This window comes from Bartonella sp. MR100HLJHH (assembly GCF_042194215.1).
Taxonomy (GTDB): Bacteria; Pseudomonadota; Alphaproteobacteria; order Rhizobiales; family Rhizobiaceae; genus Bartonella; species Bartonella grahamii.
On the sequence record NZ_JBHIMR010000010.1, the window covers coordinates 62,275 to 88,196 of the forward strand.

22 protein-coding genes are annotated in these 25,922 nt (G+C 37.5%); 11 read left to right on the top strand and 11 right to left on the bottom strand.

What is annotated here, in order from left to right; translation table 11 throughout:
• Positions 1-88: 88 nt before the first annotated feature.
• A complete protein-coding gene (bafA, locus tag ACFIJ7_RS07115; protein WP_375644908.1) occupies positions 89-5,653 on the bottom strand; it encodes a BafA family autotransporter in 5,565 nt (1,854 codons plus the stop codon).
• Between the two features lie 562 nt (positions 5,654-6,215).
• Here bafA and ACFIJ7_RS07120 point away from each other — a divergent pair.
• Positions 6,216-7,505 carry an MFS transporter gene (locus tag ACFIJ7_RS07120; protein ID WP_375636532.1) on the top strand — a complete coding sequence of 430 codons (1,290 nt, stop codon included), beginning with the start codon at positions 6,216-6,218 and terminating at the stop codon, positions 7,503-7,505.
• On the opposite strand, the gene ACFIJ7_RS07125 is transcribed toward ACFIJ7_RS07120, so the two are convergent.
• Genes ACFIJ7_RS07125 through ACFIJ7_RS07135 form a run of 3 tightly spaced genes read right to left on the bottom strand, consistent with a single transcriptional unit; the run spans position 7,502 to position 8,377 of the window.
• Entirely contained in the window at positions 7,502-7,765 is a 264-nt protein-coding gene (locus ACFIJ7_RS07125) for a hypothetical protein (protein WP_375636533.1), read from the bottom strand. The two genes, ACFIJ7_RS07120 and ACFIJ7_RS07125, sit on opposite strands and share 4 nt — an antisense overlap.
• Positions 7,755-7,931, bottom strand: coding sequence for a hypothetical protein (locus ACFIJ7_RS07130; RefSeq protein WP_012754972.1), 177 nt, complete (start codon positions 7,929-7,931; stop codon positions 7,755-7,757). The genes ACFIJ7_RS07125 and ACFIJ7_RS07130 overlap by 11 nt, the downstream gene beginning before the upstream one ends.
• Entirely contained in the window at positions 7,931-8,377 is a 447-nt protein-coding gene (locus ACFIJ7_RS07135) for a DNA polymerase III subunit chi (protein WP_375636534.1), read from the bottom strand. Before ACFIJ7_RS07135 ends, ACFIJ7_RS07130 begins: the two co-directional genes overlap by 1 nt.
• A 397-nt stretch (positions 8,378-8,774) precedes the next feature.
• Between ACFIJ7_RS07135 and lptF the strand changes: the two genes are divergently transcribed.
• The 6 genes from lptF to rsmA all read left to right on the top strand — a co-directional run bounded on the left by lptF (position 8,775) and on the right by rsmA (position 16,314).
• On the top strand, positions 8,775-9,965 hold the full coding sequence (gene lptF / locus ACFIJ7_RS07140; protein WP_375636536.1) for an LPS export ABC transporter permease LptF: 1,191 nt from the start codon (positions 8,775-8,777) through the stop codon (positions 9,963-9,965).
• The gene (gene lptG / locus ACFIJ7_RS07145; RefSeq protein ID WP_375636537.1) at positions 9,962-11,053 is read left to right on the top strand and encodes an LPS export ABC transporter permease LptG; all 1,092 of its coding nucleotides are present in this window, start codon (positions 9,962-9,964) and stop codon (positions 11,051-11,053) included. Before lptF ends, lptG begins: the two co-directional genes overlap by 4 nt.
• Positions 11,054-13,414, top strand: a complete 2,361-nt coding sequence (locus tag ACFIJ7_RS07150) for an LPS-assembly protein LptD (RefSeq protein ID WP_375636539.1) — start codon at positions 11,054-11,056, stop codon at positions 13,412-13,414. It abuts the gene before it with no gap.
• A gap of 109 nt (positions 13,415-13,523) precedes the next feature.
• On the top strand, positions 13,524-14,480 hold the full coding sequence (locus tag ACFIJ7_RS07155; protein ID WP_375644909.1) for a SurA N-terminal domain-containing protein: 957 nt from the start codon (positions 13,524-13,526) through the stop codon (positions 14,478-14,480).
• Entirely contained in the window at positions 14,480-15,493 is a 1,014-nt protein-coding gene (gene pdxA / locus ACFIJ7_RS07160) for a 4-hydroxythreonine-4-phosphate dehydrogenase PdxA (protein WP_375644910.1), read from the top strand. Before ACFIJ7_RS07155 ends, pdxA begins: the two co-directional genes overlap by 1 nt.
• Positions 15,484-16,314, top strand: a complete 831-nt coding sequence (gene rsmA, locus ACFIJ7_RS07165) for a 16S rRNA (adenine(1518)-N(6)/adenine(1519)-N(6))-dimethyltransferase RsmA (protein ID WP_273788483.1) — start codon at positions 15,484-15,486, stop codon at positions 16,312-16,314. The genes pdxA and rsmA overlap by 10 nt, the downstream gene beginning before the upstream one ends.
• Positions 16,315-16,344: 30 nt before the next feature.
• Here rsmA and gmk read toward each other — a convergent pair whose 3' ends face one another.
• The 7 genes from gmk to ACFIJ7_RS07200 form a co-directional block, all read right to left on the bottom strand.
• Positions 16,345-17,022, bottom strand: a complete 678-nt coding sequence (gmk, locus tag ACFIJ7_RS07170; protein ID WP_375644911.1) for a guanylate kinase — start codon at positions 17,020-17,022, stop codon at positions 16,345-16,347.
• A gap of 299 nt (positions 17,023-17,321) precedes the next feature.
• The gene (gene mltG / locus ACFIJ7_RS07175) at positions 17,322-18,431 is read right to left on the bottom strand and encodes an endolytic transglycosylase MltG (protein WP_375644912.1); all 1,110 of its coding nucleotides are present in this window, start codon (positions 18,429-18,431) and stop codon (positions 17,322-17,324) included.
• A 96-nt stretch (positions 18,432-18,527) separates the two neighbouring features.
• On the bottom strand, positions 18,528-19,790 hold the full coding sequence (gene fabF, locus ACFIJ7_RS07180; protein WP_375636547.1) for a beta-ketoacyl-ACP synthase II: 1,263 nt from the start codon (positions 19,788-19,790) through the stop codon (positions 18,528-18,530).
• Between the two features lie 101 nt (positions 19,791-19,891).
• Positions 19,892-20,128, bottom strand: coding sequence for an acyl carrier protein (locus ACFIJ7_RS07185; protein ID WP_004860281.1), 237 nt, complete (start codon positions 20,126-20,128; stop codon positions 19,892-19,894).
• A gap of 261 nt (positions 20,129-20,389) precedes the next feature.
• The gene (gene fabG / locus ACFIJ7_RS07190; RefSeq protein ID WP_375644913.1) at positions 20,390-21,127 is read right to left on the bottom strand and encodes a 3-oxoacyl-[acyl-carrier-protein] reductase; all 738 of its coding nucleotides are present in this window, start codon (positions 21,125-21,127) and stop codon (positions 20,390-20,392) included.
• 19 nt (positions 21,128-21,146) lie between these two features.
• Complete coding sequence (fabD, locus tag ACFIJ7_RS07195) at positions 21,147-22,091, bottom strand: ACP S-malonyltransferase (protein WP_375644914.1); 945 nt, start codon at positions 22,089-22,091, stop codon at positions 21,147-21,149.
• Between the two features lie 77 nt (positions 22,092-22,168).
• Complete coding sequence (locus ACFIJ7_RS07200) at positions 22,169-22,756, bottom strand: undecaprenyl-diphosphatase (RefSeq protein WP_375644915.1); 588 nt, start codon at positions 22,754-22,756, stop codon at positions 22,169-22,171.
• A 332-nt stretch (positions 22,757-23,088) separates the two neighbouring features.
• Here ACFIJ7_RS07200 and rpsF point away from each other — a divergent pair, with 332 nt between their 5' ends.
• From rpsF to rplI, 4 genes are all read left to right on the top strand, one after another.
• Entirely contained in the window at positions 23,089-23,496 is a 408-nt protein-coding gene (gene rpsF / locus ACFIJ7_RS07205; RefSeq protein ID WP_273788489.1) for a 30S ribosomal protein S6, read from the top strand.
• Complete coding sequence (rpsR, locus tag ACFIJ7_RS07210) at positions 23,496-23,744, top strand: 30S ribosomal protein S18 (RefSeq protein ID WP_012754957.1); 249 nt, start codon at positions 23,496-23,498, stop codon at positions 23,742-23,744. The genes rpsF and rpsR overlap by 1 nt, the downstream gene beginning before the upstream one ends.
• A gap of 150 nt (positions 23,745-23,894) precedes the next feature.
• Positions 23,895-24,875 carry a hypothetical protein gene (locus ACFIJ7_RS07215; protein ID WP_375644916.1) on the top strand — a complete coding sequence of 327 codons (981 nt, stop codon included), beginning with the start codon at positions 23,895-23,897 and terminating at the stop codon, positions 24,873-24,875.
• 25 nt (positions 24,876-24,900) lie between these two features.
• Entirely contained in the window at positions 24,901-25,497 is a 597-nt protein-coding gene (gene rplI, locus ACFIJ7_RS07220; protein WP_375636556.1) for a 50S ribosomal protein L9, read from the top strand.
• Positions 25,498-25,922: the final 425 nt, after the last annotated feature.

Sequence of the window (25,922 nt, forward strand, 5' to 3'; positions counted from 1 at the left end):
ATGCTCTGAAAAATTGTTCTCTGAACCTTCATTAAAGACCTTTAAAGACAATCATATATTTAAAGATAACTAAAAAATAACCATATGATTAGAAACTATAGCGTACACCTAAAATACCCTGAAGGGACTGTTTTGTTTTACGTCCTTTAACATAATGTGCCTCACCATATAACTTTAACTTCTCACTCACTAAACTGCTCAAACCGATTCCTAACTTACCTGCATTACCCGATAAGTCAGTGGTAAATGAATGCCGTTGATTAATCAATGTATGGTTGTCATTTTTATTCTCACGCAACCATGCTGCTGTAATATACGCAAGTGATGAGGAATCCACGCGAGAACCAAATTCATATCCTAAAGTTAAGCCAACCTCACTGCGTAATGAAGTGAATGGACGCATGTTACCTGTCATGTCATTCGATAACTTGATTTCTTTACCCTCAACTTGCAACCATGTAAATTGTCCATAAGGCTGCAACCAACTGCTCTTTGACGTCTTAAGTCGATAACCTGCTTCAAAGGAGGTGCCCACCGCCCATTGCCTATAACTTCCTTCAATCCCTAAACCATTCGTTGAAACTGCCTTTAGAGTATTCTGATAATGATTATATTTTAAAATACCATCTAAATACCATCCACTATGATCCAAATAAGTGACATAAGCGCCAATGCCATAAGCATTGATACCGCTCATACCACCCCGTGCATGCGCAATGCGTGCGCGGTCATAACTGCCAAAACCACCTATATAAAATTCTCCATTTTCCCACTCCCTTAAACTATTGATCCCTAAAACAATACCTGTCTGATCCAACTTAAAATCTATATGCTCTGTAGCAATACTCTCTTTAGACTTGATCGCATAGGTCCATAAAGCTGCATTCTTTTTACTTTTATCTAAAATTCCTCTTCCCGCACGCACGGTTTGCATTTCATTGTGAAAAACCATCGCTGGAACCACAGACATAGACAATACCGCATCTGTAGAGGGAGTGGTTAAAAAGTGAGAAACTGAAAGCGTCTCACTCAATTGTGGAGAAGGTTGTTCTTTATGAACTGGACGCAAAATCATCTGATCGGCTAAAGATTGTGAAGATTCTGAAACAATAGCCTGTTGCTTTCCGTCAGAAAAATGAAGAGAACTTGCTGGATATGCCCCTTCAATAATTTGACTTCCAAGAGTTGAAACAGTTAGAGATACAGAAGCTGGAGATTTTTGCCTTAAGTTTTGGCGGTTTTCTCTTCGATGTAGCAACTTAATAGCATGCTCTTTTGTAACTGTAATAGTTGAAAGAGAAGAAGCTGATTGATTTTGATTTAAATGCCACGTAGATCTACTCCTACTACGTGGCAAACTGTTGAGAAATGAAACATTATCAATAAATACCGCAGATAAATACCAAACTTTTTCACCCCCATCCTCATCAATTCTCTGTTTTAAACCATACATATAGGTTCCGCCATCAATAGTTTTAACATTTGCACCAGAAAAGCTTCTCAGAGTAAAATGTGCTCCTCCACTTTGATCAACAATTAAATCAAGTTCTGTTGAAGAAGGATCAACAATTTCAATACCGGAATCTACAATACTTATTGTGTGAGAACCACGGCCATTCTTGATAAAGAGATAATCACCCTCTCCTTCTGCAAGGCTGACATTAAAATCGAAATGTAGACTCCCAAAAAGATTATCAATATAAAGCTTAGAGTAATGTAAATTGGATTCTGTAGAAGTAAAAATAATATTTCCCACACCGCTTAGCTTCTTAATATAGGTTTCTGTGTTTCCATATCCAGTAGAAATAGAGTATAATTTAGCGTTTTCTCCCTCTAAATTAATATCGTCTACTGTTGTCTGATAATTTTTATATTCAGTATAAAAGCTATTATTTCCAGCATAAAGATGGACTTGTCCAAAATCATGAATCTTTATTTTTCCTTCCAACATCGCACCAGCAAAAACCCATGAATTGGCTCCTTCTTTAATTGTTAGATTTTTTACAATGCTACCAGCATGAACTTCTTGAGCAGCATGGCGGTGTAAAGTCACAATATCCGCCTCTCCCCCTGCTAATACCCGCTGTACCCCACCCGCGAAAACCTCAGTATTCACGGCTAAGCCACCACTTTTTTGTACAAAATCATCATCATCTGCGAACCATTTAGCAAGAGTTTGTATTCCTCCACTCATCACTTTTGTTCCCACAGCCATCCCATCATCATATACATTCTGCTGTCCCAGCGTGTCACCTTGACCATAAAGTGTCGTGTTATAAGTGCTGCTCCCCACAATTTCACCATTTACATAACCCTCTCCGAAAACAAGCTGCTCCCCACCATAAATTTCAGCTCTCAATGCGGATCCTCCTCCCTCCACTCTTTGTTTTCCACCCTCGTAAATAATCGTAAATTCTGAGATCCCCTGTTCCCCTACAATCTCTGAACCACCATTTTCAATTGTTGTATTCTTACTAAAACCACCAGTCTCAACATAGAGTGTTGCAGTTTCTGGAACTGTATTATTAATGGATAATTTAAAATCATCCGTTTCTCCATCACCAGCAATATAAACTATGCTATTGTCACCAAGTATGGAGTTTTGTAAAATTTTTTCACCTAGACCAGTAATGAAATCCTCTGCATAAAAATTGAAATCACCTGTATAAGAATCGGCTATAGAATCTTCCGAAGGAGAAACAGTATTTTCTTGCTCAAAAGAGTTATCTATAGGCAACTCCGTATGAGATGGAGAAAAGATAGGAGTAGAAATTTTTTCCGATGTAGATGATGTCGATAAAGACCAAATCTTTCCACCGTTATGATCTTTTTTCTTTAGAGCGTACATGTAGACTCCATTATCAACAGTAGCTATCTCTTCACCCCCAAAATCTATCAGAGTAAAATGCGCATTTCCGCTTTGATCATGAATTAAATCAAGCTCCAAAACTAAGTTCTGATTTTGTAGAAGAGAATTGGTCATTTCAGCACCAGAATCGATAACGCTGATGGTGTGATGACCTGCTCCTTTTTTTATAAGAAGATAATCACCGCGCTGTTCTGCAAAATTAGTATTAAACCTAAAATGTAAATTACCTGAAAGATTACCGACCTCAAGTTTAGAGTAATGTGGATTAAACACGGTAGAAGTAAAAACAACGCGTCCATCCCCGCTTAGATCCTCAATCAGAGAGCTTTCACCATCCATCTTGGAAGCAATAGAGTATAATGTGGTATCTTTACCATTTAAAACAATTTTTTCTACTTCAGTATGAGATTGCTCAGCACCAGCATAAAGATAAATCCGTCCAGAATCATGAATCATGGTGTTTCCTTCTAATGTTGCACCAGAATGCAACCACGATTGTGCTTGATCCTTAATCGTTAAATCTTTTACATAGCCTCCTAAATCTATTGCTTGAAAAGCATTCCCTTGTAAGAGAACACCAATCGCGATTCCTCCTGCTAAAACGTGTTGTTCTCCACCAGAAAAGATCTTCGTATCAAATGCAAAACTGCTATAATGGTCTAGATCTTTTTCCACAAAAAGATTTTGTACCCCTCCTTCCATGATCTTTGTGCTAAAAACCTCTCCATCATCATACACATTCTGGTATCCTAGCACTCCATTTTTACCAGAAACGACAGTGTTATAGGCGCTACTCCTTACCATCTCACCTTTGATATCAAACTTTCCTGAAACAAACTGCTCACCACCGTAAATTTGAGCCCCTTCAGCTTTCCCCCCATCTTCAACCTTTTGTTTTCCCCCTCTCTTAACTGTACTATCCTGTGAAAGACCCTGTGTTCTAATAAGTTCAGTACCGCCTCTTTGAATTGTCGTATACAGGCTAAAACCACCGTTATAAACCGAAAGCTTTCCAGCATCTTTAACTATATTACTAATTGAAGTCTCTCCATTGCTATCAACTTTCTCACTGTTACTATCAAAGCTAGGATCAGCAATCGTAACAATCATTCCCTTTTCAATTGTGCGTTCTGTGAGATCATTCGATAATGAAGCCATCGCAGATGGTTGCAAGTTAAAATCAGAAAATAAAGAGGTATTTTCCTCATCAAGAGCATAATTCGCATCTAAATACCAAATTTTACCATTGCTCTTATTTTTTCTATGTTTCAAACTGTACATGTAGGTTCCGGCATCAATAGCTCTGATTTTTTCACCAAAAGTATTTGTCAGAGTAAAATGAGCGTTTCCACTATGATCAGAAATTAATTTAAGCTTTTTGTGGGAAGGGGTTGTAACCTCACCTCCAGAATCAGTAACACTTATTGTATGATAACCTGAACCACTTTTTTTAATAACAAGATAATCACTAAGATGCTTGGCAAAGTTGACATTAAACTCAAAATGTAAAGAACCTGATAGATCATCAATATTAAGCTTAGAGTAATGCTTATCAGCCCCAAAAGATGTAAAAATAACTCTGCCACTTCCAGTTAAATTCTGGATATTAACCTGAGAGAGAGTAGCGTTATTTTTAGTTGCAATAGAGTATAACTTGGCATCTTCTCCATTTAAAATAAGATTTTCTACTTCCGTAACAGCTTCACCATTCCCAGCATAAAGATAGAGGTTGCCAAAATCATTAACATTTGTATCCTTATCTAATATTGCACCAGCAAAAACCCATGATTGTGCTTGGTGATTAATTGTTAGATTATCCGCGTATCCAGAATCATATATCTTCTGAGTAGCTCTATCATATAAAGTAACTTCGCTCGCATTCCCTCCTGCTAAGATATTCTGCGCACCATTTTTAAAAAGTTCGGTACTAAGTGCAAAAGCCCCCTCATTGATTGTAAAATCCTCATTTTCTGTATCAGCTGTATCAGTATCTTCTGAGAATCCATTATTAAAATTCTCTTTACCATCAAGATTCTGGACACCTCCTTTCATAACCTTTGTGTCAACAACCATCCCCCCACTATAGACACTTTGTAGTCCTAGGATTCCATCTTCAGCATAAATTTCGGTGTTATAAGCACTACTTTCCTTATCTTTACGCAACAAACCAGTTCCAAGAACCCCCTTACCAAAAATAATCTGCTCACCACCATAGATTTTAGCCCCCTCAGCATTTGCACCACTCTCAACAATTTGTTTACCACCTTTTTTAACAGTGGCATATTCTGAACTGCTCAGATTTTGGACGAATTCAATACCACCACTCTCAATTGTCGTATCCCTGCTAACACTTGCTGCATCAATGTAGAGTTTTCCACCTTCTTGAACCGTATTATTGATGGAATAGCCTGCATCTTCATATTTAAAGCTATTTATTTCAGAATCTTCAGAATCTTGATTAGTAATATAGATAGTAGCACCATCACTTATTATTGAATTTGTGAGTACTTCAAAGAATAGGTTTTCTAATCTCTCCCTTTCCTCTTCTGAAGACTTGCTTCCTTCTACTATCTGTTTATTCTCTATCCTTTTTGATCCCCTTTTTTTTTCTTTTAATCCCCTCACTTCCAATAACAATTTTTTTGTCTCTTCTAGATGTTCACTGATACTTACTGGTGTTAATAACTTTTCTTTTGGTGTCGCTACTCCATCTGCACTCGCAATCTTGACAAAAAAACCACTGGTCATTAATGCACAAAAACTTAATTTCAATTTGCGTTGCATTATTCACACTCCATAATTTCAAATTTAAATTCCCCCATTTAGAAAAAAGTGCATAGACCAAAACAACTCAATGCAATTGCTCAACCTCATGTTTTTTAAGATAATAAAGCATTCGATGGACTACACTCTGACAGATCAAATATACACCCTGTGTTTTAAAATGCATGCACAACTAAAAGGTTTAATTTCTTTTTGATACGCTTAAAAAGTGTTATAATTACATCTATGGAAAAATATTTTTGAGATACCAAAGGCTGGTCTATAAATAAGATTGATCCCTCAATAGATAAAAATGGCATTAAACATTAAAGGAAACAGTAATGTTATGAGAGCGGCCTTTATATCCACATATTTCTTCCTCTACAGCATTTAAAACAGTGTCTTTATTCTACTTAACTTGGGTAATCTAAAGAACACTTATTCATGCTCATCAAGCCATAATCATTGTTCTAATATATAAGAAACGTCATAATATCGACTCGACAGTGATTTGAAATTTTTATAATTATAGTCAGTTAACTCATCATTTGATTTGTCATATACTGAAAGGGACATTCTATTCATGTCTATAAACTTAGAAATGCAAGGTACAAGAAACAGAAATTCCCCTCGTCGCATTTTGTTTGCAAGCCTTATTGGCCCAACAATTGAATTCTTTGATTTCTATGTCTTTGCCACTGCCGCAGCTCTCATATTTCCTCATGTGTTTTTTCCAACACAAAATGATCAGATTGCCATTTTACAATCTTTCCTGATCTTTGGAGCAGCCTTTTTTGCCCGCCCCTTTGGATCAATTGTTTTTGGACATTTTGGAGATAAAATTGGAAGGAAAGCAACACTTATCGCTTCTCTTCTCACAATGGGTCTTTCAACAGTCATTATTGGTTTTCTTCCTACTTATGAAACCGCTGGGTGGTTTGCCCCTTTCCTCTTAACCTTGTGCCGTATTGGACAGGGAATGGGATTAGGAGGAGAATGGGGAGGTGCTGTTTTGCTCGCAACAGAAAATGCCCCTCCAGAAAAGCGCGGCTGGTATGCGATGTTCCCCCAATTGGGCGTTCCAATCGGTTTATTTTTATCTATTGCTGTTTATTTAGGTCTGTTGCATTTCCTTGATCATGAGGAACTTTTAGCTTGGGGATGGCGCATTCCTTTTATTGCTTCAGTTGTTTTTATGATTATAGGATTATGGGTCCGTCTTTCAATCAATGAAACTGTTCAATTCAAAAAAACTCTTGAAAGTAAAGAACGTGTCAAAGTTCCTATCATCGATGTCTTTTTAAAATGTCCACGAATCCTATTTCTTGGAATATTTTCTGGTATGGCAACATTTGTTTTGTTTTACTTGGTCACTGCATATTTGTTAAGCTACTCAACAAACCATCTGCAATTGCCATTTTATCAAGCTCTTCAAGTCGAAATTGTTGGTGCTATTTTCTGTGGAATTTTTACTGTCATCACTGGAAAACTCGCTGATCGTATTAGACGTAGAACTTTGATGATTTGGGTTACAATCATCACCGGTATCTATTCTTTTGCAATTCCTTATTTCTTAAATTCTGGAGTTATAGGAGTCCTTGCAATGTCTGTTATCGGTTTGTCTATCATGGGGATGATATACAGTCCTCTTGGTGCTGTTTTGGCTTCACCATACCCAACAGCAATTCGATATACTGGTTCTTCTATTACTTTCAACTTATCGGGTATCGTAGGAGCCTCTCTTGCGCCTTATATTGCAGAATATCTGGTACAACATTTTGATACATCTTATATCGGCTATTATTTGCTTCTTGCTTCTTTTATTTCACTGATTTGCTTCGTCGGATTTACAGATGATGAAATATCCAACTAAAATATAATAAAGAAGAATAAAATAAGTACTGGCAGCAAAAATGCTGCCAGTTTCGTTTTTAAAGACATGGGTTGCGGTATTTTCCACCACAATATTCCTGCGAACAAGGCACTCAAAAAGAAAAATAAAAAATCTGCAATATTGCTTATATAAGCAACAGTAAACATTCCTGATAGGATATGTGTTGTTCCCAACCACGAAACGCAAAAAAAAGCCAATATCACAGCCCATAAAACAAGCAAAATTCGATCAATTATCATGATGCCGTTTCATTTTTTTAATTGTAGGCCATATCTTTAATATGCCTAAAAGAAAAATCACAATAAAAACCCAACGCCCTCCCCCTGATCCTTTCGCAATAAAAAGCGCTGGATTTACTATTCCTATCAATCCTATAAAAATCAGAACAACAGAGATGAGACGCATTAAACCTGTTTTTCCCAACAACGATCTTCAGTCTGTTGCCAATACGTTAAATTATGATTTTCCATTTTATATTTTTTCCACTGTGCACGAACAAGACTCAACTGCTCATCATCTCTACCATCAAATATCACAACAAGCCGTTGATAAGTATCAATATTCGAACATACGGCTCCCTCTATGAGAAAACGAATCTTTGAATCATTCGGATTTTCTTGTCCTGTCGTCAAAAATACAGGCTGAAAGTTTGAATATTGATCACACTCAGTTCCATGTCCAATAAATGATTCATCCGCATAAACCCATAAATGCATATCTATAGAATCGCGTTGTTCTTCACTTACACATTGTATTGTTACCTTCCCAAAACGAGCCAATGCACGCTCTACAAGCGTTGGCAAAATATCTTTCAGCGTTGACTGCGTCAAATGATAGAATAGAATATCCAACCTCTTAAGCCCTTATCACCCTTTATAAAAAGCTAACATCTTTTTTAGAGAAACTTCCATACCCACAGTATAAAAGGAAACGGTTCAAGATATAACCCCTCTTTTTTGATTGAGATGCATTATCTTTTTGCACGTGTCTTTAAAAGACAAAAAATTTTAATTTCAACGTTAATAAAAAATTTTTTTAAGTTATTTTCTAGATTCTTTGTAGACTATAGTTGAAAATAAAATATAATGTACGGAAAATTTAAAGAGGACCTCATAGGCAATTTTATATTATTTATTTGGTTAAAATATCCAATTCATAGAAGGATATTTTTTCGAACTTTATTACATTTTAACCGAAAGCAGTAAAATATTTGCTATCGAATTAAAGACTGAGGATTTTCCCCAATTTATGCGTATTATTGAGTTCTACATCCTGAAACGTGTCCTTGTTTTGTTTAGTTCTGTTATGATTGCAGCAGTGGGCGTTAGTTGGACAGTACAAATTCTCGCACGGATAAACTTTCTCACAACAAGTAAACAAACACTCCTCACAGTCTTACAATTTTCACTCTCATTGGTCCCTTCTGTTGTTTTTCTTGTCATTCCATTTGCATTAGTAATCGCAATTACAACCATCCTTTCAGCAATGCATCAAGACTCAGAACTTGCTGTCATCAATGCCTCTGGTTTTCCTAAAAGTACTGTTTGGAAACCTATTCTTCTTCTTGCTATTGTTGCATCCTGTATCTCCTTTTCTATAGCTAATTTTGTTGTTCCTCAAGCGCGTCTTCATATGCGACAAATGCTAGCAAGCGCTCATTTTGATCTTATTAATCTATTCATTAGTGAAGGAAGCTTCCAAAAACTCGCTAATAACCTTTACATAGAAATTGGCGAACGAAATCCAAATGGAGCACTTAAACGCCTTTTCATTGCCGACCAGCGTGATCCTAAGACTGATCTTTTTTATTATGCAACAGACGCATCCATTGTGAGCAATAAAAACGGCAGTTTTCTGGTTCTCAATAACGGTGAAATAGAAAGAGTTAACCATCAAAATAACAGTGTTTCAATCGTTCAATTTAGCTCATATACTTTTAGCCTAGGGGAGTTTATCCCCAGTGATAAAGCACCTACTCTTTATCCAAAAGATCGGTCTCTTTCTTATTTACAAAATCCTGATCCAAAAGATCCCTACTATCAACGAAAACCACTCCAATATAAAGCTGAGTTTCACCGCAGATTAACCCAATGGCTCTACCCTATTGTTTTTTCACTTATTGCATTAGCAGCGGCAGGGGATGTATGCTCCCATCGACAAGCTCGTCATTCCGCAAATTTCTCGGCAATTACCCTTTCTTTTCTGGTGTATTGGATAGGATATTTTTTTGCAGAAAAAGCAAAGAACGATCTTGCATACGTTCCTCTCCTTTATATTATGCCCATAGGGACAAGTGCATTTGTTTTTTTTATGCTTTTAACGAATCATAAAATTGGGCTCCCCACAAAAGTTAATGAGATTATTCAAATCGCTTTTCAAAAAGTAATGAACAAATTTGAACATCGAAAATCTCAAGATTCCTCGGATGAAATATCATGATTGGGTGGACACTTGGACGATACTTTTTTATACGTTATCTTAAAATAACTTGTTATTTCTGGGGAAGCATTTTTGTCCTTGCTCTTTTAATCGATTTCACAGAGAACTCCGGTAGGCTGTCCTCCATTCCGCATCATACAGCAAAAGATGCATTTTTCCTCTCTGTTTTACGCATCCCTTTTATCATGCAACAACTTATCCCTTTCATTGCACTCTTTTCTGCAATGGCAACGCTTATCTCGCTCAACAAAAAACTTGAACTTGTGGTGACTCGTTCAATCGGTGTTTCTGCATGGCAATTTCTTATGCCAGCTTGTTTGGGAGCTTTTCTTTTGGGATTATTTTCAGTTCTTCTCATTAATCCACTTGCTGCATGGGGATTTTCTCAAGCAGAAAAAAAGATGACTGAATGGCGCAATAACAATATACTAACACCTCTTCATAATACAGGTATCCACTGGTTAACACAACGTACAAATTTAGGCAGAACAACCATTGGTGCTAAATTTATCACCGACCAAGGACTTTCTCTTATCGATGCAACCTTTGTACAATACAATGACAACGCAACCGTCAAAAATTGGATTAACACCCCAAAAGCAACCTTGAGTAATGGATCTTGGCTATTAACAAATGGAACAATCTATAAAATAGGGCATCCTCCTGAAAAAATTACCGTGTTGCAAATAAAAACCAATCTAAAACCTGAATTTTTAACGGAACGTTTAGCGAATCCCGCGACTATTCCATTTTACCAATTGCCAAAAAAAATTATGATTGCACGTTCATTTGGCTATTCTGCTAATAATTTTGATATGTATTTCCAATCTTTAATTGCATTACCGGCATTACTTGTGGCAATGACCCTCATTGCAGCAACTGTATCTTTAAATTTTACGCGTTTTGGGCAATCTAGAACGTTGATTCTTGGTGGAGTAATAGCTGGGTTTACGCTTTATGTTATTTCCGTACTCGTTCAAGCTTTTGGTAATGCTGGATATATTCCACCAATTATTGCAGCTTGGACACCCGTTGTTATTGCGTTATTCTTAGGAATCTCTTTTTTACTTCATAAAGAGGATGGCTAAGTGAAAGCATTAACACTTAAAAAAATTATTTTAACAAAATTAAGTGCTCTCGCTTTTACAAGTGTTATGGGGGTTATTTTAGGAGGCGCTTTGTCTTATTGTGCGCACGCTCAAAGCCTTATGTCTCCTTCCCAAAGTCGCATTCGAAATCCGGAACGTCCTCTTTTGCTCTCTGCGGATGAACTCATCTACAATCGTGATGAAAACACTGTTTCTGCACAAGGTAATGTCCAAATCGAATATGATGGCAATAAAGTTGTCGCTCAAAAAATTATTTACAATCAAAAAACAGGACGGCTTATAGCACAAGGGAACGTTGAAATTACTGAAAAGGATGGTAATAAAATCTATTCCAACCAAATTGATATGACCAAAGATCTTGGCGAGGGTTTTGTAAACGCCTTACGTATTGATACAGCCAACAATGTTCACTTTTCAGCCCAAAATGCTACACGCAAAAACAATCACATAACAGTCTTTGAAAATGCAACCTATACAGCCTGTGAACCTTGCTCTTATAAACCAGATAGAGACGTCCTATGGAAAATTAAAGCAAGAAAGATCATATGGAATAATAGCATCAAAAAAATTCGGTTTGAAAATAGCAGTTTTGAAGTTTTTGGTGTACCGATTATAAAATTTCCAAATTTTGAGATCTATGATCCAACTGTCAGGCGTGCTAGCGGTCTGCTTACTCCTCATTTTTTTTATACTGATTATCTCGGTATGGGGATAAAGAATTCTTATTTTTGGAATCTCGCCCCTCACTATGATTTTACCCTTTCTTCTACTGTTTATACCCAACAAGGGCTTTTAACCGAAGGGGAATGGCGTCAACGTTTTAAAATGGGCAGTTATAATATTCGCTTTGCTCATATATACCAAATGAAACGGCATAGATTTGATAATGATACGATTGATGCACAGCATAAAAACCGTTATATGCTGTCAACAAAAGGGGACTTTCGTATTAATTCACACTGGACTTATGGATGGGATATCCTTGCACAATCAGATCGGCATTTTAGTCGTGCCTATAAACTTGAAAACTATAGCAATCCTACACAACTTTCTCAGATCTATCTGAATGGTCTTGCAGGAAAAAATTATTTTGATATGCGTTTTTATCATTTTAAAGTTCAAGATTCAATATTGAATGATCCTCATTATGAACGTCACTCTCGGCAAGCTTGGGTCCTACCGCGCATCGATTATTTTTTCACACCAGATGAACCCATTTATAATGGAGAGCTTACCTTCCATAGTAATATGCAATCAATTTATCGTCGTCATACTGACTTCAGTTCTACCGACCAGAACGGAACCCCTCTCAACATAGTAAGACTTTCTGGTATGGCTGGAAATAGTTTGCGTTTAACAAACGAGCTTCAGTGGAAAAAGCGCTTCAACACGCACAACGGACTCATCTTAACCCCCCTTCTCTCTCTACGAGCTGATATCATTACAACCAATGCAAGCGAAAATTATACAGCTTCTACAGAAAAAAATTCCTCATCCGCAATTCATGGTTCAACAATTCGTGGCATGGCAACAGCAGGGTTGGAACTACGCTATCCCTTCCTTATTACAGCGGATCATTCTACACATATTATAGAACCAACCGCACAAATTTTTATACGCAATAATGAACAATATATTGGACAAATTCCTAATGAAGATGCTCAAAGCTTTGTCTTTGATGCAACCACTCTCTTTCAACGAGACAAATTTTCTGGTTATGATCGTGTAGAAGGTGGCACAAGAGCCAATATAGGTCTAAGATATTCTGGAAGCTTTAATGACAATTGGTCTCTTTATGGTCTTGTTGGACAATCCTTTCATCTAGCAGGAAAGAATTCTTTTGCAGAAAAGGACTTTGTCAATGTAGGTATTCATTCTAGCTTAGAGGCAAAACGTTCAGACTATGTTGCAATGTTTGGTGCAACCCATAAAAGTGGTTTTTCCTTAGAAACGCGTGGACGCTTTGACAAAAAGACAGGAAAAATCCGCCGTAGTGAAATCGAAGCATCACAAAAATGGCAAAATTTTTGGGCGGCTCTACAATATGCCTATATCGCAAAGCAACCAGATTATGAATATCCTCAAGAGCGCCAAGAAATTTCTTTTCAAACAGGACTTAAACTAGCAGATTATTGGTCTATTAATAGCAACACCGGTTATGATTTAGTATCTGGTACATTTGTAAAGCGAGGAATTAGCTTGAATTATACAGATGAATGTTTCGGGTTAACATTCGGTTATCAACAGGTAACGAATCCAGGCAGGAAAACACCCTTGCAAAACTTTAATTTCTCTCTTTCATTGCGTACGATTGCAGATATCGGAAAAAAGATAGATTAATTTATAAAGAGAATGTATCAGTCATTTAACTTATCATTGTTTTTATGAAAGAAAGAGTATATTTTAAGTTGTTGATGAGAATTAATAAACAATGCGAAAGCCTATTCACATGAATAAATTGAAAAAGCGTGTTCTTGCTTTATTTTATATTACGTCTTTGAGCGTAAGCAGCCTGCTAATAAATGGATTTTTGATTCCGACAGTCTTTGCGCAGACTTCTATTGTTGTTACAGTTAATGGCAACCCCATCACAAATTATGATATACAAAGGCGCCTTGCTTTTCTCAGATTACAACAAAAGCAAGGCAATTTGGTGGCACAGGCTAAAAAAGAGCTTATCGATGAAAAGCTAAAAAATATTGAAATAAAACGTCGTAATATTGAAGTAAGCAATGATGAAGTTGATAGAGCTTTTGAGAATTTTGCGACACAAAATAATATGACGATTGATCAGCTCAACCAGATTCTGATCCAAACTGAGATCACTGTGCAACACTTTAAAGATTACATCCGTGGACAAATAGGATGGGGGCGTCTTGTTAGCGCACGCTATCAAGCTGAAACAGGTATGATTAGCGAACAAGAAGCTGTACGCAGGATATTAAAAAATGGTGGTGTAAAACCTTCAACCAATGAATATACATTACAGCGAATTGTTTTTGTCATTCCTGCACATCGTCGTTCAGAAATTTTTGAAAGACGTCAAAGAGAAGCAAGCAATTTTCGTGCACATTTCCGTGGATGTGCCAATGCTCACAATCAAGCAAGAGGTATTTTAGACGTTACTATCCGCCACTTAGGAAAGTTTCTGGAGCCCCAACTTCCCAATGCATGGGAACAAGCTATTCTTGCAACGCCTGCTGGAAAAATGACAAAATTACAAGAAACATCTGATGGAATCGAAGCAATTGCTGTCTGCAAAATAAAAAGAGTTTCTGATGATTATGTCGCTCGACTAATATTTTCTCTTCAAGATAGTAAAAAAAGAAGCCCGCAAAAACTTGAAGAATTAAGCGACAAATATTTAGGAGAACTGCGGCGAGTGGCGCGCATTAAAAATTCATAATGGCTGCTCTTATTGTTAGCGGTGGTGATCCTGCCGGAATTGGTCCTGAAATAGTACTAAAAGCGTGGAGTTTGCGTGTTACGCGCCAAATTCCACCTTTTGTGCTTCTTGCTGATCCAGATGTTATTCGTTCGCGCGCTCGTTTTTTACAGATTGATGTTGAGGTGCAATCTGTTTTAATCAATAATTCCGCAAAAAATTTTCAAAACGCTCTTCCTATCATACCGTTAAAAAACAAACAAAGTGATCAATTAGGTATACCTTCATCGAATAATGCCGCTGGAATCATTGAAGCAATTCAACGCTGTGTTCAATTGATTCAAAATGGCCATGCATGTGCACTTATCACTTGTCCTATTGCAAAAAAGAATCTTTATGATGCCGGTTTTCAATTTCCAGGTCATACAGAATTTTTAGCCGATTTAGCCCATAAAGCTTTTCATAAATGTTATCATCCAGTTATGATGTTAGCAGGACCTCGATTAAAAACAGTACCAATAACTGTTCATATTCCATTTAAAAATGTTCCTTCACAGCTTACCCGTGATTTAATTGTTCAAACGGTACTTATTACTGAATGTGACTTAAAAACACGGTTTAAAATAACGTCACCCCGACTAGCTGTTGCTGGTCTTAATCCTCATGCTGGAGAAGGAGGTGCAATGGGAAAAGAAGATATTGAAGTTATCACTCCTGCTATTGAATATCTTAAAAAGAAAGGACTCAATATTGCAGGACCGCTGCCTGCCGACACAATGTTCCATGAATGCGCAAGAAAGGCATATGACGTTGCCATTTGTATGTATCATGATCAAGCCCTTATCCCTGTTAAAACATTAGACTTTGATAGCACTGTTAATGTCACGTTAGGTCTCCCTTTTATTCGCACGTCTCCAGATCACGGAACTGCTTTTGACATTGCTGATAAAGGGATAGCCTCTCCCGAAAGCTTTATTGCTGCTCTTAAACTTGCAAATCAACTTGCCGAAAATAGTTTAATACCATGCCAATAGATAATCTCCCTCCTCTACGTGAGGTCATTGATATATATGGATTACAAGCGCATAAATCTTTGGGGCAAAATTTTCTTTTTGATCTTAATTTAACATCTAAAATTGCTCATCACGCAGGTAATATAGAAGGAAAACCTGTTCTTGAAATTGGTCCTGGTCCTGGAGGTCTCACACGTGCCTTGCTAGCAAAGGGTGCCATTGTAACAGCAATAGAACGCGATGAACGCTGCATACCAGCTCTCTTAGAAATAGAAAAACACTATCCTAAAAAATTAAAAATTATTTGTAATGATGCACTGAAGCAAGACTTCTCAAAACTCTTTGAAACAAGCCCCGAAAAACCTCGCATTATTGCAAATCTTCCCTATAATATTGGGACACAACTCTTATTAAATTGGCTTTTGACTGAACCATGGCCTCCTTTTTATGAATCAATGACATTGATGTTTCAACGTGAAGTTGCCAAACGGATTACAGCTAAACCCCAATCTACTCATTATGGACGTCTTAGTGTCTTAACTGGCTGGCGTACCACTGCTAAAATTGCTTTTGATGTGCCCCCTCAAGCCTTCATACCAATACCTAAAGTAACTTCTTCCGTTGTTCATATTATTCCGCGAATACAACCTCTTGCCTGCTCTGCACAAAAACTAAGCCTCGTCACAAAAACCGCCTTTGGACAAAGACGAAAAATGCTTCGTCAAAATCTCAAAACACTTGGAGGTGAAGTGCTATTAGAAAAAGCTGGAATTGATGGAACACGCCGTGCTGAAACGCTCTCGGTTTCAGAATTTGTAACTTTAGCGCATCTAGTGCTCTAAAAAATTGCACTTTTTGTTATGCAACCTTTTTTAATCAAGACATTTATCGATCTTTTCAGCAATAAGCCCATCAACAAAAGAGTCAAGATAAGAACAGCGCTCGCGTTTTACGGTTTCAGCTAAATAAATTGATTTAATAAAAGATAAAGACTGATCTAAATCTTCGTTAATCACAACATAATCATAAGAACGCCAATGCTTTAACTCCGTTCGTGCATTTTCCAATCGTAAATTGATGATATCTTGACTATCTTCTGCTCGACGATGTAAACGCGAAACAAGCTCTTTCATTGATGGTGGAAGGATAAAAACAGATACAGTGTCTCCTAGCATCTTTTTTTGCAGCTGCTCGGTACCTTGATAATCAATATCAAATAACATATCACGGCCAGTACTCAATGCGTTCTCAACAGTTTCACGTAAAGTGCCATAATAATTCCCGTGAACTTCTGCCCATTCAATAAATTCATCTCTATCACGCTTATATTCAAACTCTTCCTTTGAAATAAAGTGATAATGCAGTCCATCTACTTCACTAGGACGCCTTTTCCTTGTGGTCATACTTACGGAAAGCTCTAATTTTCCATCTTTTAGAAGTAATCGAGAAATTGTTGATTTACCAGCACCTGAAGGAGAAGAGAGAATAAATAAAAAACCGCGGCGTTGATTTATTTTTATAGCACTCAATTTACTTTCGAAGACTGTCATTACATCACTCTACTTTGTTCATAAATGTTTCTCCAAAATTTGAATTATACATTATCTCAACCTTTCCCCTAATCAATGTGTTTTCTTAGCAGTTATCAATGTTATTCTGCTCTTTTTTGAGATAAGTTATTAGCAGTGTATTCACTGCTTTCTTAAATATTTTTATCCATACGCTAATCCCACTTGTGACAGACAAGAAAATGATTTTTTATCATTCTCATAAAAAGTTTAAAGAGAAAAATTTTACTATATTTTGCATTCTCATTTACGATGCAAAAAGATGTATTATCATTATAAATTCAATGTCTTGCCTTTAATTCTCGCCACTTGCGAACATTCACATTATGTTCCTCTAAAGTTCGAGAAAAAACATGCCCTCCTGAACCATCAGCAACAAAATAAAGTGCATCACTGCTTGGTGGATGTGCCACCGCTTTCAAAGAATCTCGACCTGGATTTGCAATAGCTGTTGGAGGCAAACCATTAATTTTATAAGTATTATATGGTGTTTGCTTCTCAAGATCTGAACGATAAATTGCACGACCTGATGGTTTTCCTTTTCCTCCAAAGAGACCATAAATAACTGTTGGATCCGATTGAAGACGCATATGCTTTGTAAGGCGGTTATAAAATACCGCGGCAACCATTGGTCTTTCTGCTGCAATTCCCGTTTCTTTCTCAACAATTGAGGCTAATATAACAAATTCATCAATTGATTTAATGGGTAAATCAGGTGAACGCGTAGCCCATATAGCATGAATTAATTTTGTCTGCCCTTCACGCAATCTGTTTACAATCTCTTTACGCGTTGTCCCCCGAATAAAACGAACAGTATCCGTCATTAAACAGCCCTCTGGAGGCAAAATTTTTGGAAGATCTCCAATCAAAATTTCATTCGCAGCTAATCGATCGAAAACTTGCTGAACCGTTAAACCTTCAGGTACTGTAAATGTATATTCAATAGATTTTCCTTTCACAAGAATATCCATAATATCCTGCATCGAAGAATGTGCCGGAATTAAATATTCACCAGCCTTCAGATGCGTTGTTTTTTGGTGATAACCAACCCCATAAACAAAAATATCTGATGATCGAATGAAACCACGTTTTTCTAGCAATGAAGCAATTTCACGAATTCCTGTGCCAGGATGGATAAGAACAATTTGTTCTTCCTCAATTTTTCCCTTTTCTTCAAAAATACTTTTTCCAATATAAAGAGGAATACTTATGGCGAAAAGAATAACCACAATCAGCATAAGAAAAAAATGACCGAGAATAACCAACGGATTACGGACGATAGATGATTTCTTTCGTTTTTTATGTACTAACATGTCATAACTATCTGCTAAATGATTCGAAGAGGAATCACTTACGTCCTTTAATGATTTTCCATTTTTCACATCGGACATAACCCCTCAATAGCGATTAAGGACAATATTATAATTTCTCATTCACCTTATAACAAAGTAGAAAACTCAAAAGCAGAAATTAAATAAAAATACTTATTATCCCCTAAAACGTCGCATCACCAACGATGCATTTGTCCCACCAAATCCAAAAGAATTAGAAAGAATCGTATCAATCTTTCGTTCACGCGGTTTGTGTGGTACAAGATCGATTTTCGTTTCAATCGATGGATTGTCAAGATTAAGTGTCGCTGGGGCTATATTATCCCGTATAGCTAGAACAGAAAAAATAGCCTCAGCGGCACCGGCGGCACCAAGTAAATGCCCGATAGATGATTTCGTTGATGACATGGATACTTGTGGTGCATAATTCCCTAAAACACGCTCAACAGCTGCTAGCTCTATGGAATCAGCCATCGTTGATGTACCATGAGCATTAATATAATCAAGTTCACTCACATTCACTTGTGCACGCTTAAGAGCAGCCATCATACTACGCTGAGCTCCTTCACCGCTTTCTGAAGGCGCTGTAATGTGGTAAGCGTCACCAGATAAACCATAGCCAATAACCTCAGCATAAATACGCGCTCCTCGTTTTTTGGCGTGTTCCAGCTCTTCTAAAACAACAACTGCTGCTCCTTCCCCCATCACAAAACCATCACGATCAGCATCATAAGGACGTGACGCCCGTTCAGGATCATCATTGCGACAAGTAGAAAGAGCTCTACAAGCTGCAAAACCTGCAAGAGATATCCGATTTATCGGAGACTCGGTCCCCCCTGCCACCATGACATCTGCATCACCAAACATAATCAAACGTGCCGCATCACCAATCGCATGCGCCCCTGTCGAACAAGCTGTTACAACAGAATGATTAGGCCCCCGTAAACCATATTGAATAGATACATAACCAGAAGCAAGATTAATCAAACGACCTGGAATAAAAAAAGGAGAAACACGACGAGGTCCCTTATCACGAAGCGTATAACCAGCTTCAACAATGCCCTCAACTCCCCCAATTCCCGAACCAATTAACACACCTGTACAAATCTGATCTTCATCACTCTTAGGAAACCATTCGGCATCTGCAAGCGCTTGGTTAGCAGCAGCCATTGCATAAACAATAAATGCATCAACTTTACGTTGCTCTTTAGGTTCCATATACAAATCAGCATTATAGGTTCCCTCTGTTCCATCCCCTAAGGGGATACGCCCAGCAATCTGGCATGGCAAATCTGACACATCAAACTCAGTGATACGTCGGACACCACTTCTTCCTTCAAGAAGTCGTTTCCAACTATATTCAATATTACCAGCTAATGGAGATACCAATCCTAAACCAGTAACAACAACACGTCTCATAACTTCTAACCTTGAACTAAACTTCACATCTCAAAGCTCTCTTTTCAAAAGAGCTCCGAAGAATATAGGCAAAAGCAATTTATGCCTTTGCCCTTTAGTAATCATGCAGAAGCTTTATCAATGAACTTGACTGCATCACCAACTGTAAAAATCGTTTCAGCAGCTTCATCTGGAATTTCTACCCCAAACTCTTCTTCAAAAGCCATAACGAGTTCAACCGTATCAAGGCTATCAGCCCCTAGATCATCGATAAAGCTTGCATTTTCTACAACTTTATCAGCATTAACCCCAAGATGTTCCACAATAATTTTCTTAACGCGCTCTACTGTATCACTCATGTTGAAATCCTCGAATTTATATTTTCCTATAATTTGGTTAACTATATCGGCTCATCTAATCAAGCAATAGATGCATTACTTTAAAAGATTTTAGCAATGATTTAAAACATCCTGTGGATATCCCCTACAAAATGAACTAATTTGACATTCCGACATCAATTGATCAACGACCATGTTCAAGAAATAGATGCATCTTTCTATTTCAATCGTTACTATCTAAAATAATACAAATCATAAATCAATGTGGAATAAAATAAATACTCAAATCATTGCCATTCCACCATTGATATGGAGTGTTTGACCTGTCGTATAGGCTGCTTCATCGCTTGCTAAATAAACAGCAGCAGCAGCTATTTCTTGCCCACTCCCCATACGCTTCATTGGAATCGCAGCCATAATTGCTTCTTTTTGCTTTTCATTAAGCTTGTTTGTCATTGCAGATTTAATAAATCCTGGAGCAATACAATTGATAGTGATGTTTCGCGAAGCAATTTCTTGTGCCAATGCTTTAGAAAAACCTATCAATCCTGCTTTTGCAGCACAATAATTCGTTTGTCCAGGATTTCCCACAACACCAACAACAGATGTAATGTTAATAATCCTTCCATAACGGCGGCGCATCATAGAATGTATTAATTCACGCGTCAAAAGAGAAGCTGCTGTTAGGTTAACTTCTAAAACATCATCCCAGTCTTTATCTTGCATACGCACAAAAAGACCATCCCTAGTGATTCCCGCATTGTTAACCAAAATATCGACGCCATCCATTTCTCTTTCTGCAACTTCAGCCAATTGTTTAATCGATTGGCGTTCAGAAAGATTAGCGGGAAATACAAAAACATTCTGCCCTAATTCTGCCGCCACTTCTCTAAGCTTTTCTTCACGTGTTCCATGAAGTCCAACAATGGCTCCTTGTGCATGAAAGCAGCGTGCAATTGCCTCACCAATTCCTCCCGAAGCCCCCGTTACAAGAGCTTTACGTCCTGTTAATCTAAACATTTTTTTAACTCCTTATAGATTAAACGCCAAGCATGCCTAGCGCTGATTCTATTTCATCAACTGTTCCAATTGTTACCCCCTTTATATCTTTGTTAATACGACGCGTTAAACCTGTTAATACTTTTCCAGAACCAACTTCAAAAAGCGTATCAACCCCATTAGCAGCGATCCATTCTATTGTTTCACGCCATCGCACTCTCCCAGTCACTTGTTCAACAAGAAGAGTAGTAATACGCTCTGGATTGCTCTCAGGTGCAACAGAAACATTAGCAATCAAAGGAACAATAGGGGGCATTTTGTTAACAGTCAAAAGTGCTTTCTTCATGGCATCAGCAGCAGGTTGCATTAAAGATGAATGAAACGGTGCAGAAACTGGAAGAAGAAGTGCACGTTTTGCACCTTTTGTTGATGCAATCTCTACCGCTGTCTCAACTGCTTTTGCTTTACCTGAAATAACAATTTGCCCACCACCATTATCATTAGCAATCTGACATAGTCCTTCTCCAGAAACAGTTTCGCAAATTTCTTCCACAGTGTGCTCTTCCAAACCAATCAGTGCTGCCATAGAACCTTCACCAACCGCGACAGCAGCCTGCATAGCATTGCCACGAATACGCAAAAGTCTTGCCGTATCTGTGAGAGTAAATGTACCAGCAGCACAAAGGGCCGAATATTCGCCTAAAGAATGACCAGCAACAAACTTTACCTTTTCTTCTATACAAAGCCCTAATTGTTGCATCACACGAATGACAGCCATGGATACAGCCATTAATGCCGGTTGTGCATTTGCTGTTAACGTTAAAACATCTGCTGGTCCTTCAAAAATGATCTTTGATAATTTCTCACCCAAAGCATCATCAACTTCCTCGAAAACCATCCGTGCGGCAATAAATTGCTCTGTAAGCGCCTTCCCCATACCAACAAGTTGACTTCCCTGCCCTGGAAAAATAAAAGCTGCACCCATTTATCAACTCCTAAAATTGTACAATTAAATTATTCTCTTTTGACCTTATTCATCCGCACAAATCAAGATAAAGCCCTTTATTTAAAACGAATACCACTCTTAAAATTATATTTTAAAGGCGGAATTTGATATAAAAACTTAGGAAAGTAGGGAGCTATAAACTGAATAACACCCAAACTTATGAGACTTCCTAAAATTGCACCTGCTAAAATATCAAAGGGATAATGTACACCCACAAAGATGCGCGCCCAACAGATCAAGCACAAAAACACCGTGGCAAATTTAAAAGCAACCTTGTATCGGTAAAAATAAAAGTTAGCTGCATAAGATGCAATGGTCAAGGCATGATTACTAGGAAAAGAAGCTGTTGCACGATGTTGAATAAGCGGTGTTGTCAACCCTACCACGAATGGGCGAGGATGAAAATAAAAAAGAGAAATGAGATAACCTATGAAAAGAGCAGCACAAATACTCATGCAAATGCTTAGCACGACACATCGTTCCCTCTCCCCACCACAAAACCACAATGCACAAAGATGGAGAGGAATAATATAAATTAAAAACTTTGCACAAAAAATACTAAACAAAACTACAATCGACCAAGCTTGATGATTGCCGACAAACATTTCAAAGAGTGTAACATCAATCTGGTTTAAAAAGTCCATTTTTCTCTCCTTTATGTTACAGTACTATCTTTTTGTAGACGAGGGAAATATATCAAGATTTAGCAAATCAATTTTTTTATGTGCATAAACTTGCTATTTTAAAAGATAACCTGTAGATATGAAATATTCGTTGCCGGCACTTTAGCTGGAGGTTGAACGGAGGGCTGTAAAATATCAGTAGGAAATACAATGTTTCCGGCCTCCCGTGTCTCCGCTCTCGGATGTCTCGAATCGTAAACGCGTCCTTTCTTCTTTGGATTTCCAAAAAAGACAAGTCGCAGAGGCTTTGCGCTAAAACCGGTAAGATTTAATTGAAGAAAGGCAAAACAACAATGGCTCTTTATGAACATATGTTCCTTGCCCGACAAGACATTACACCGCAGCAAGTTGATGAACTTTTGAGTCTCTACAAAGGTGTCATTGAAGCACATGGTGGGAAAGTTGGGCGTATAGAAAATTGGGGACTTCGTCCTCTTGCTTACCGCATTCGTAAAAACCGTAAGGCTTATTATACCTTGGTCAATATTGATGCACCAGCTTCGGCAATTGCTGAAGTGGAGCGTCAGATGCGCATCAATGAGGATATTTTGCGTTATATGACCATTCGCGTAGAAAAACACGAAAAAGAAAAATCTGCTATGCTCTCACACCTTGATCGCAATAGTCACATTGGACACGATGAAGAGCGTCCTCGTTTTCCACGTCGTCAACGTGAAAATGCTATAGAAGGGGTAGAATGATGACTGATACCAATCAAAACTCTGCACGTCGCCCCTTTCATCGTCGTCGTAAAACATGTCCTTTTTCAGGGACCAATGCTCCCAAAATTGATTATAAAGACATCAAGTTGTTACAACGTTATATTTCCGAACGTGGGAAAATTGTTCCTTCACGGATTACTGCTGTTAGTCAGAAAAAGCAGCGTGAATTAGCTAATGCTATCAAACGTGCTCGCTTTTTAGGCTTACTTCCGTACGTTATAAAGTAAACGCTCAATACGCTATGCAACTGGAGAGTTTCTCCAGTTGCTTTTCTTATATGATTAAAAAAATAGCTTGTTGCATCCTATGTTAAGCTATTACATGTCAAAGTTGGGGTATTGACACGCCCCTAACTGCAGAAAGCAGGACAGCAATAAATGAAAAAAAATCGTACCTATGAGATATTAACCGGTATTTTAGCAGGATTATTTGCTGTTGTAATAGGAATGGCAATCATCAGTGTTGCAAATATCGCGCCTTTTTTTTCTCTTCTTCTTGGCTGCTTTCTTTCATTGCCAATTTTTATTGTTGCGTTCGGTCAAGGAACATTAGCCAGTCTCATCGCCCTCATAAGTGCCACTGTTGTTCTTATCATAACCACTAATACCTATATTGCTCTTGGCTTGATGTTCTTATTTTTCCTTCCTGCTGTCTATGCTTCTTGGCTTCTTGGACTTGCACGACCAGCGCAAAAAGAAAACGAACTGATATGGTATCCATTATCATCGGTTATTTTTCATTTAACTAATTTTATCGCTCTTATAGCAACTTTCATTGGGCTCTATGTTCAAACCCGTCCTTCCACGCCCGTCATTGCAAAAAAAATCACCGAAAACATAGCACAAACTCTGCAACAATCACAGTCAATAAAAGAAGCCGATATACGCGCTTTTAGTGAGCTTTTAATGACGCATCCAGCAACTTTTACTGCTGTTTCTTTGACTCTTTATAGTTTGGTTTTTCTCATTGCTAACCTTTACTTTTCCATGATAGCAGCACAACACATGAAATGGCTGAAAAGACCTCGTGATGATTGGAGCCAAACTCTCCGCCTTCCAATTTCTGGAATTGTTATTTTCATTATTGTTTGCATAGCATCGATGATTGAGTTGAGCGCTTCTCTTAACTTGAGTACCCGTGTCTTTAGTACTGCATACACTGTCATCATATTAATTAGCGGTCTAGCATATCTTCACAATATTACAAAAGGGGTAAACGGTCGGATTATTATACTTTCTCTTGTTTATATTGCTATTTTAACAGTCGTTTTTACTCCACCTATTGTTTTCATGATGCTTTTGATGGGAATTTGGGCTGCTATTCAATATAATTTTCAATCACGCAAAAAACTCCACTAAATTTATTTGTTCGAAAGGAAAAACTATGGATATTATTTTACTTGAGCGCATTCCTCGTCTTGGTCAAATGGGTGATATTGTCTCAGTTAAAGATGGTTATGCGCGTAATTTTCTCTTGCCTCAAGGTAAAGCTTTACGTGCAAATGAAGCCAATAAAAAACATTTTGAGATACAACGTGCACAACTTGAAGCACGTAATCTTGAACGCAAAAGCGAAGCGCAAAAAGTTGCTGAAAAACTTGATGGACAATCATTCATTGTTGTTCGTTCTGCTGGTGAAACAGGACAACTTTATGGTTCTGTGTCAACACGTGATATTGCTGAAATTATAACAGATGAAGGCTTTTCTATTGGGAGAAATCAAGTCGAACTTAACCATCCAATAAAAATGATTGGTCTTCACACTATCACTCTTAGCTTACATCCTGAGGTTCAAATTTCTGTGATTATTAATGTTGCGCGTTCTACCAGTGAAGCACAACGCCAAGCAGAAGGTGAAACTCTCACTTCTGCTAAAGAAATATATAATATTCAAGAAGAATTATTAGAAGAAAGTCAGGAAGAATTATTGGCAGAAGAAATTAATGACAACGATATAAACAGTTCTCATCAAGAAGCTTAATTGCTATTTTTGCTTTCTGTTTTATATTTTTTATTCCATTTTAAATATTGCTCATAAAATACTCACACTTTAAAAGTGAGTATTTTATGGCCATCATACATAAAGAACCTAATTTTTATGAAAGCATTAGCAATATATTATTTAAAGGCATTACATGCCGAGAATGATGATATAACTAAGAGGAAATATCTTTTGTTTTCAGCATATAAAGCAAAAATAATTTAAAGTTCTACCTTTCAGGGTAAGGCTTGTATGAGCGGTAAGTTGATTGTATCCTCACATGATCTGAAATAATTTCAGTTATAAAAGAGTAATTCTGCTTACACAGATATTGGAATCTTAAGGTCATGTAACTTCAAAATACTTAAATTTAGAGTACCAAAACTTCCACTTTAAAATTACGTATTATAAAATAAAATAGATAG

Excerpts from the sequence above, each read along its gene's own strand:
- fabF (WP_375636547.1), bottom strand. The coding sequence starts at position 19,790 with ATGAGACGTGTTGTTGTTACTGGTTTAGGATTGGTATCTCCATTAGCT.
- ACFIJ7_RS07200 (WP_375644915.1), bottom strand. The coding sequence starts at position 22,756 with ATGGACTTTTTAAACCAGATTGATGTTACACTCTTTGAAATGTTTGTC.
- ACFIJ7_RS07125 (WP_375636533.1), bottom strand. The coding sequence starts at position 7,765 with ATGATAATTGATCGAATTTTGCTTGTTTTATGGGCTGTGATATTGGCT.
- lptF (WP_375636536.1), top strand. The coding sequence starts at position 8,775 with ATGCGTATTATTGAGTTCTACATCCTGAAACGTGTCCTTGTTTTGTTT.
- rpsF (WP_273788489.1), top strand. The coding sequence starts at position 23,089 with ATGGCTCTTTATGAACATATGTTCCTTGCCCGACAAGACATTACACCG.
- ACFIJ7_RS07185 (WP_004860281.1), bottom strand. The coding sequence starts at position 20,128 with ATGAGTGATACAGTAGAGCGCGTTAAGAAAATTATTGTGGAACATCTT.
- mltG (WP_375644912.1), bottom strand. The coding sequence starts at position 18,431 with ATGTCCGATGTGAAAAATGGAAAATCATTAAAGGACGTAAGTGATTCC.
- ACFIJ7_RS07215 (WP_375644916.1), top strand. The coding sequence starts at position 23,895 with ATGAAAAAAAATCGTACCTATGAGATATTAACCGGTATTTTAGCAGGA.
- fabG (WP_375644913.1), bottom strand. The coding sequence starts at position 21,127 with ATGTTTAGATTAACAGGACGTAAAGCTCTTGTAACGGGGGCTTCGGGA.
- ACFIJ7_RS07130 (WP_012754972.1), bottom strand. The coding sequence starts at position 7,931 with ATGCGTCTCATCTCTGTTGTTCTGATTTTTATAGGATTGATAGGAATA.
- ACFIJ7_RS07155 (WP_375644909.1), top strand. The coding sequence starts at position 13,524 with ATGAATAAATTGAAAAAGCGTGTTCTTGCTTTATTTTATATTACGTCT.
- rpsR (WP_012754957.1), top strand. The coding sequence starts at position 23,496 with ATGACTGATACCAATCAAAACTCTGCACGTCGCCCCTTTCATCGTCGT.
- rplI (WP_375636556.1), top strand. The coding sequence starts at position 24,901 with ATGGATATTATTTTACTTGAGCGCATTCCTCGTCTTGGTCAAATGGGT.
- lptG (WP_375636537.1), top strand. The coding sequence starts at position 9,962 with ATGATTGGGTGGACACTTGGACGATACTTTTTTATACGTTATCTTAAA.
- bafA (WP_375644908.1), bottom strand. The coding sequence starts at position 5,653 with ATGCAACGCAAATTGAAATTAAGTTTTTGTGCATTAATGACCAGTGGT.
- pdxA (WP_375644910.1), top strand. The coding sequence starts at position 14,480 with ATGGCTGCTCTTATTGTTAGCGGTGGTGATCCTGCCGGAATTGGTCCT.
- gmk (WP_375644911.1), bottom strand. The coding sequence starts at position 17,022 with ATGACAGTCTTCGAAAGTAAATTGAGTGCTATAAAAATAAATCAACGC.
- fabD (WP_375644914.1), bottom strand. The coding sequence starts at position 22,091 with ATGGGTGCAGCTTTTATTTTTCCAGGGCAGGGAAGTCAACTTGTTGGT.
- rsmA (WP_273788483.1), top strand. The coding sequence starts at position 15,484 with ATGCCAATAGATAATCTCCCTCCTCTACGTGAGGTCATTGATATATAT.
- ACFIJ7_RS07120 (WP_375636532.1), top strand. The coding sequence starts at position 6,216 with ATGTCTATAAACTTAGAAATGCAAGGTACAAGAAACAGAAATTCCCCT.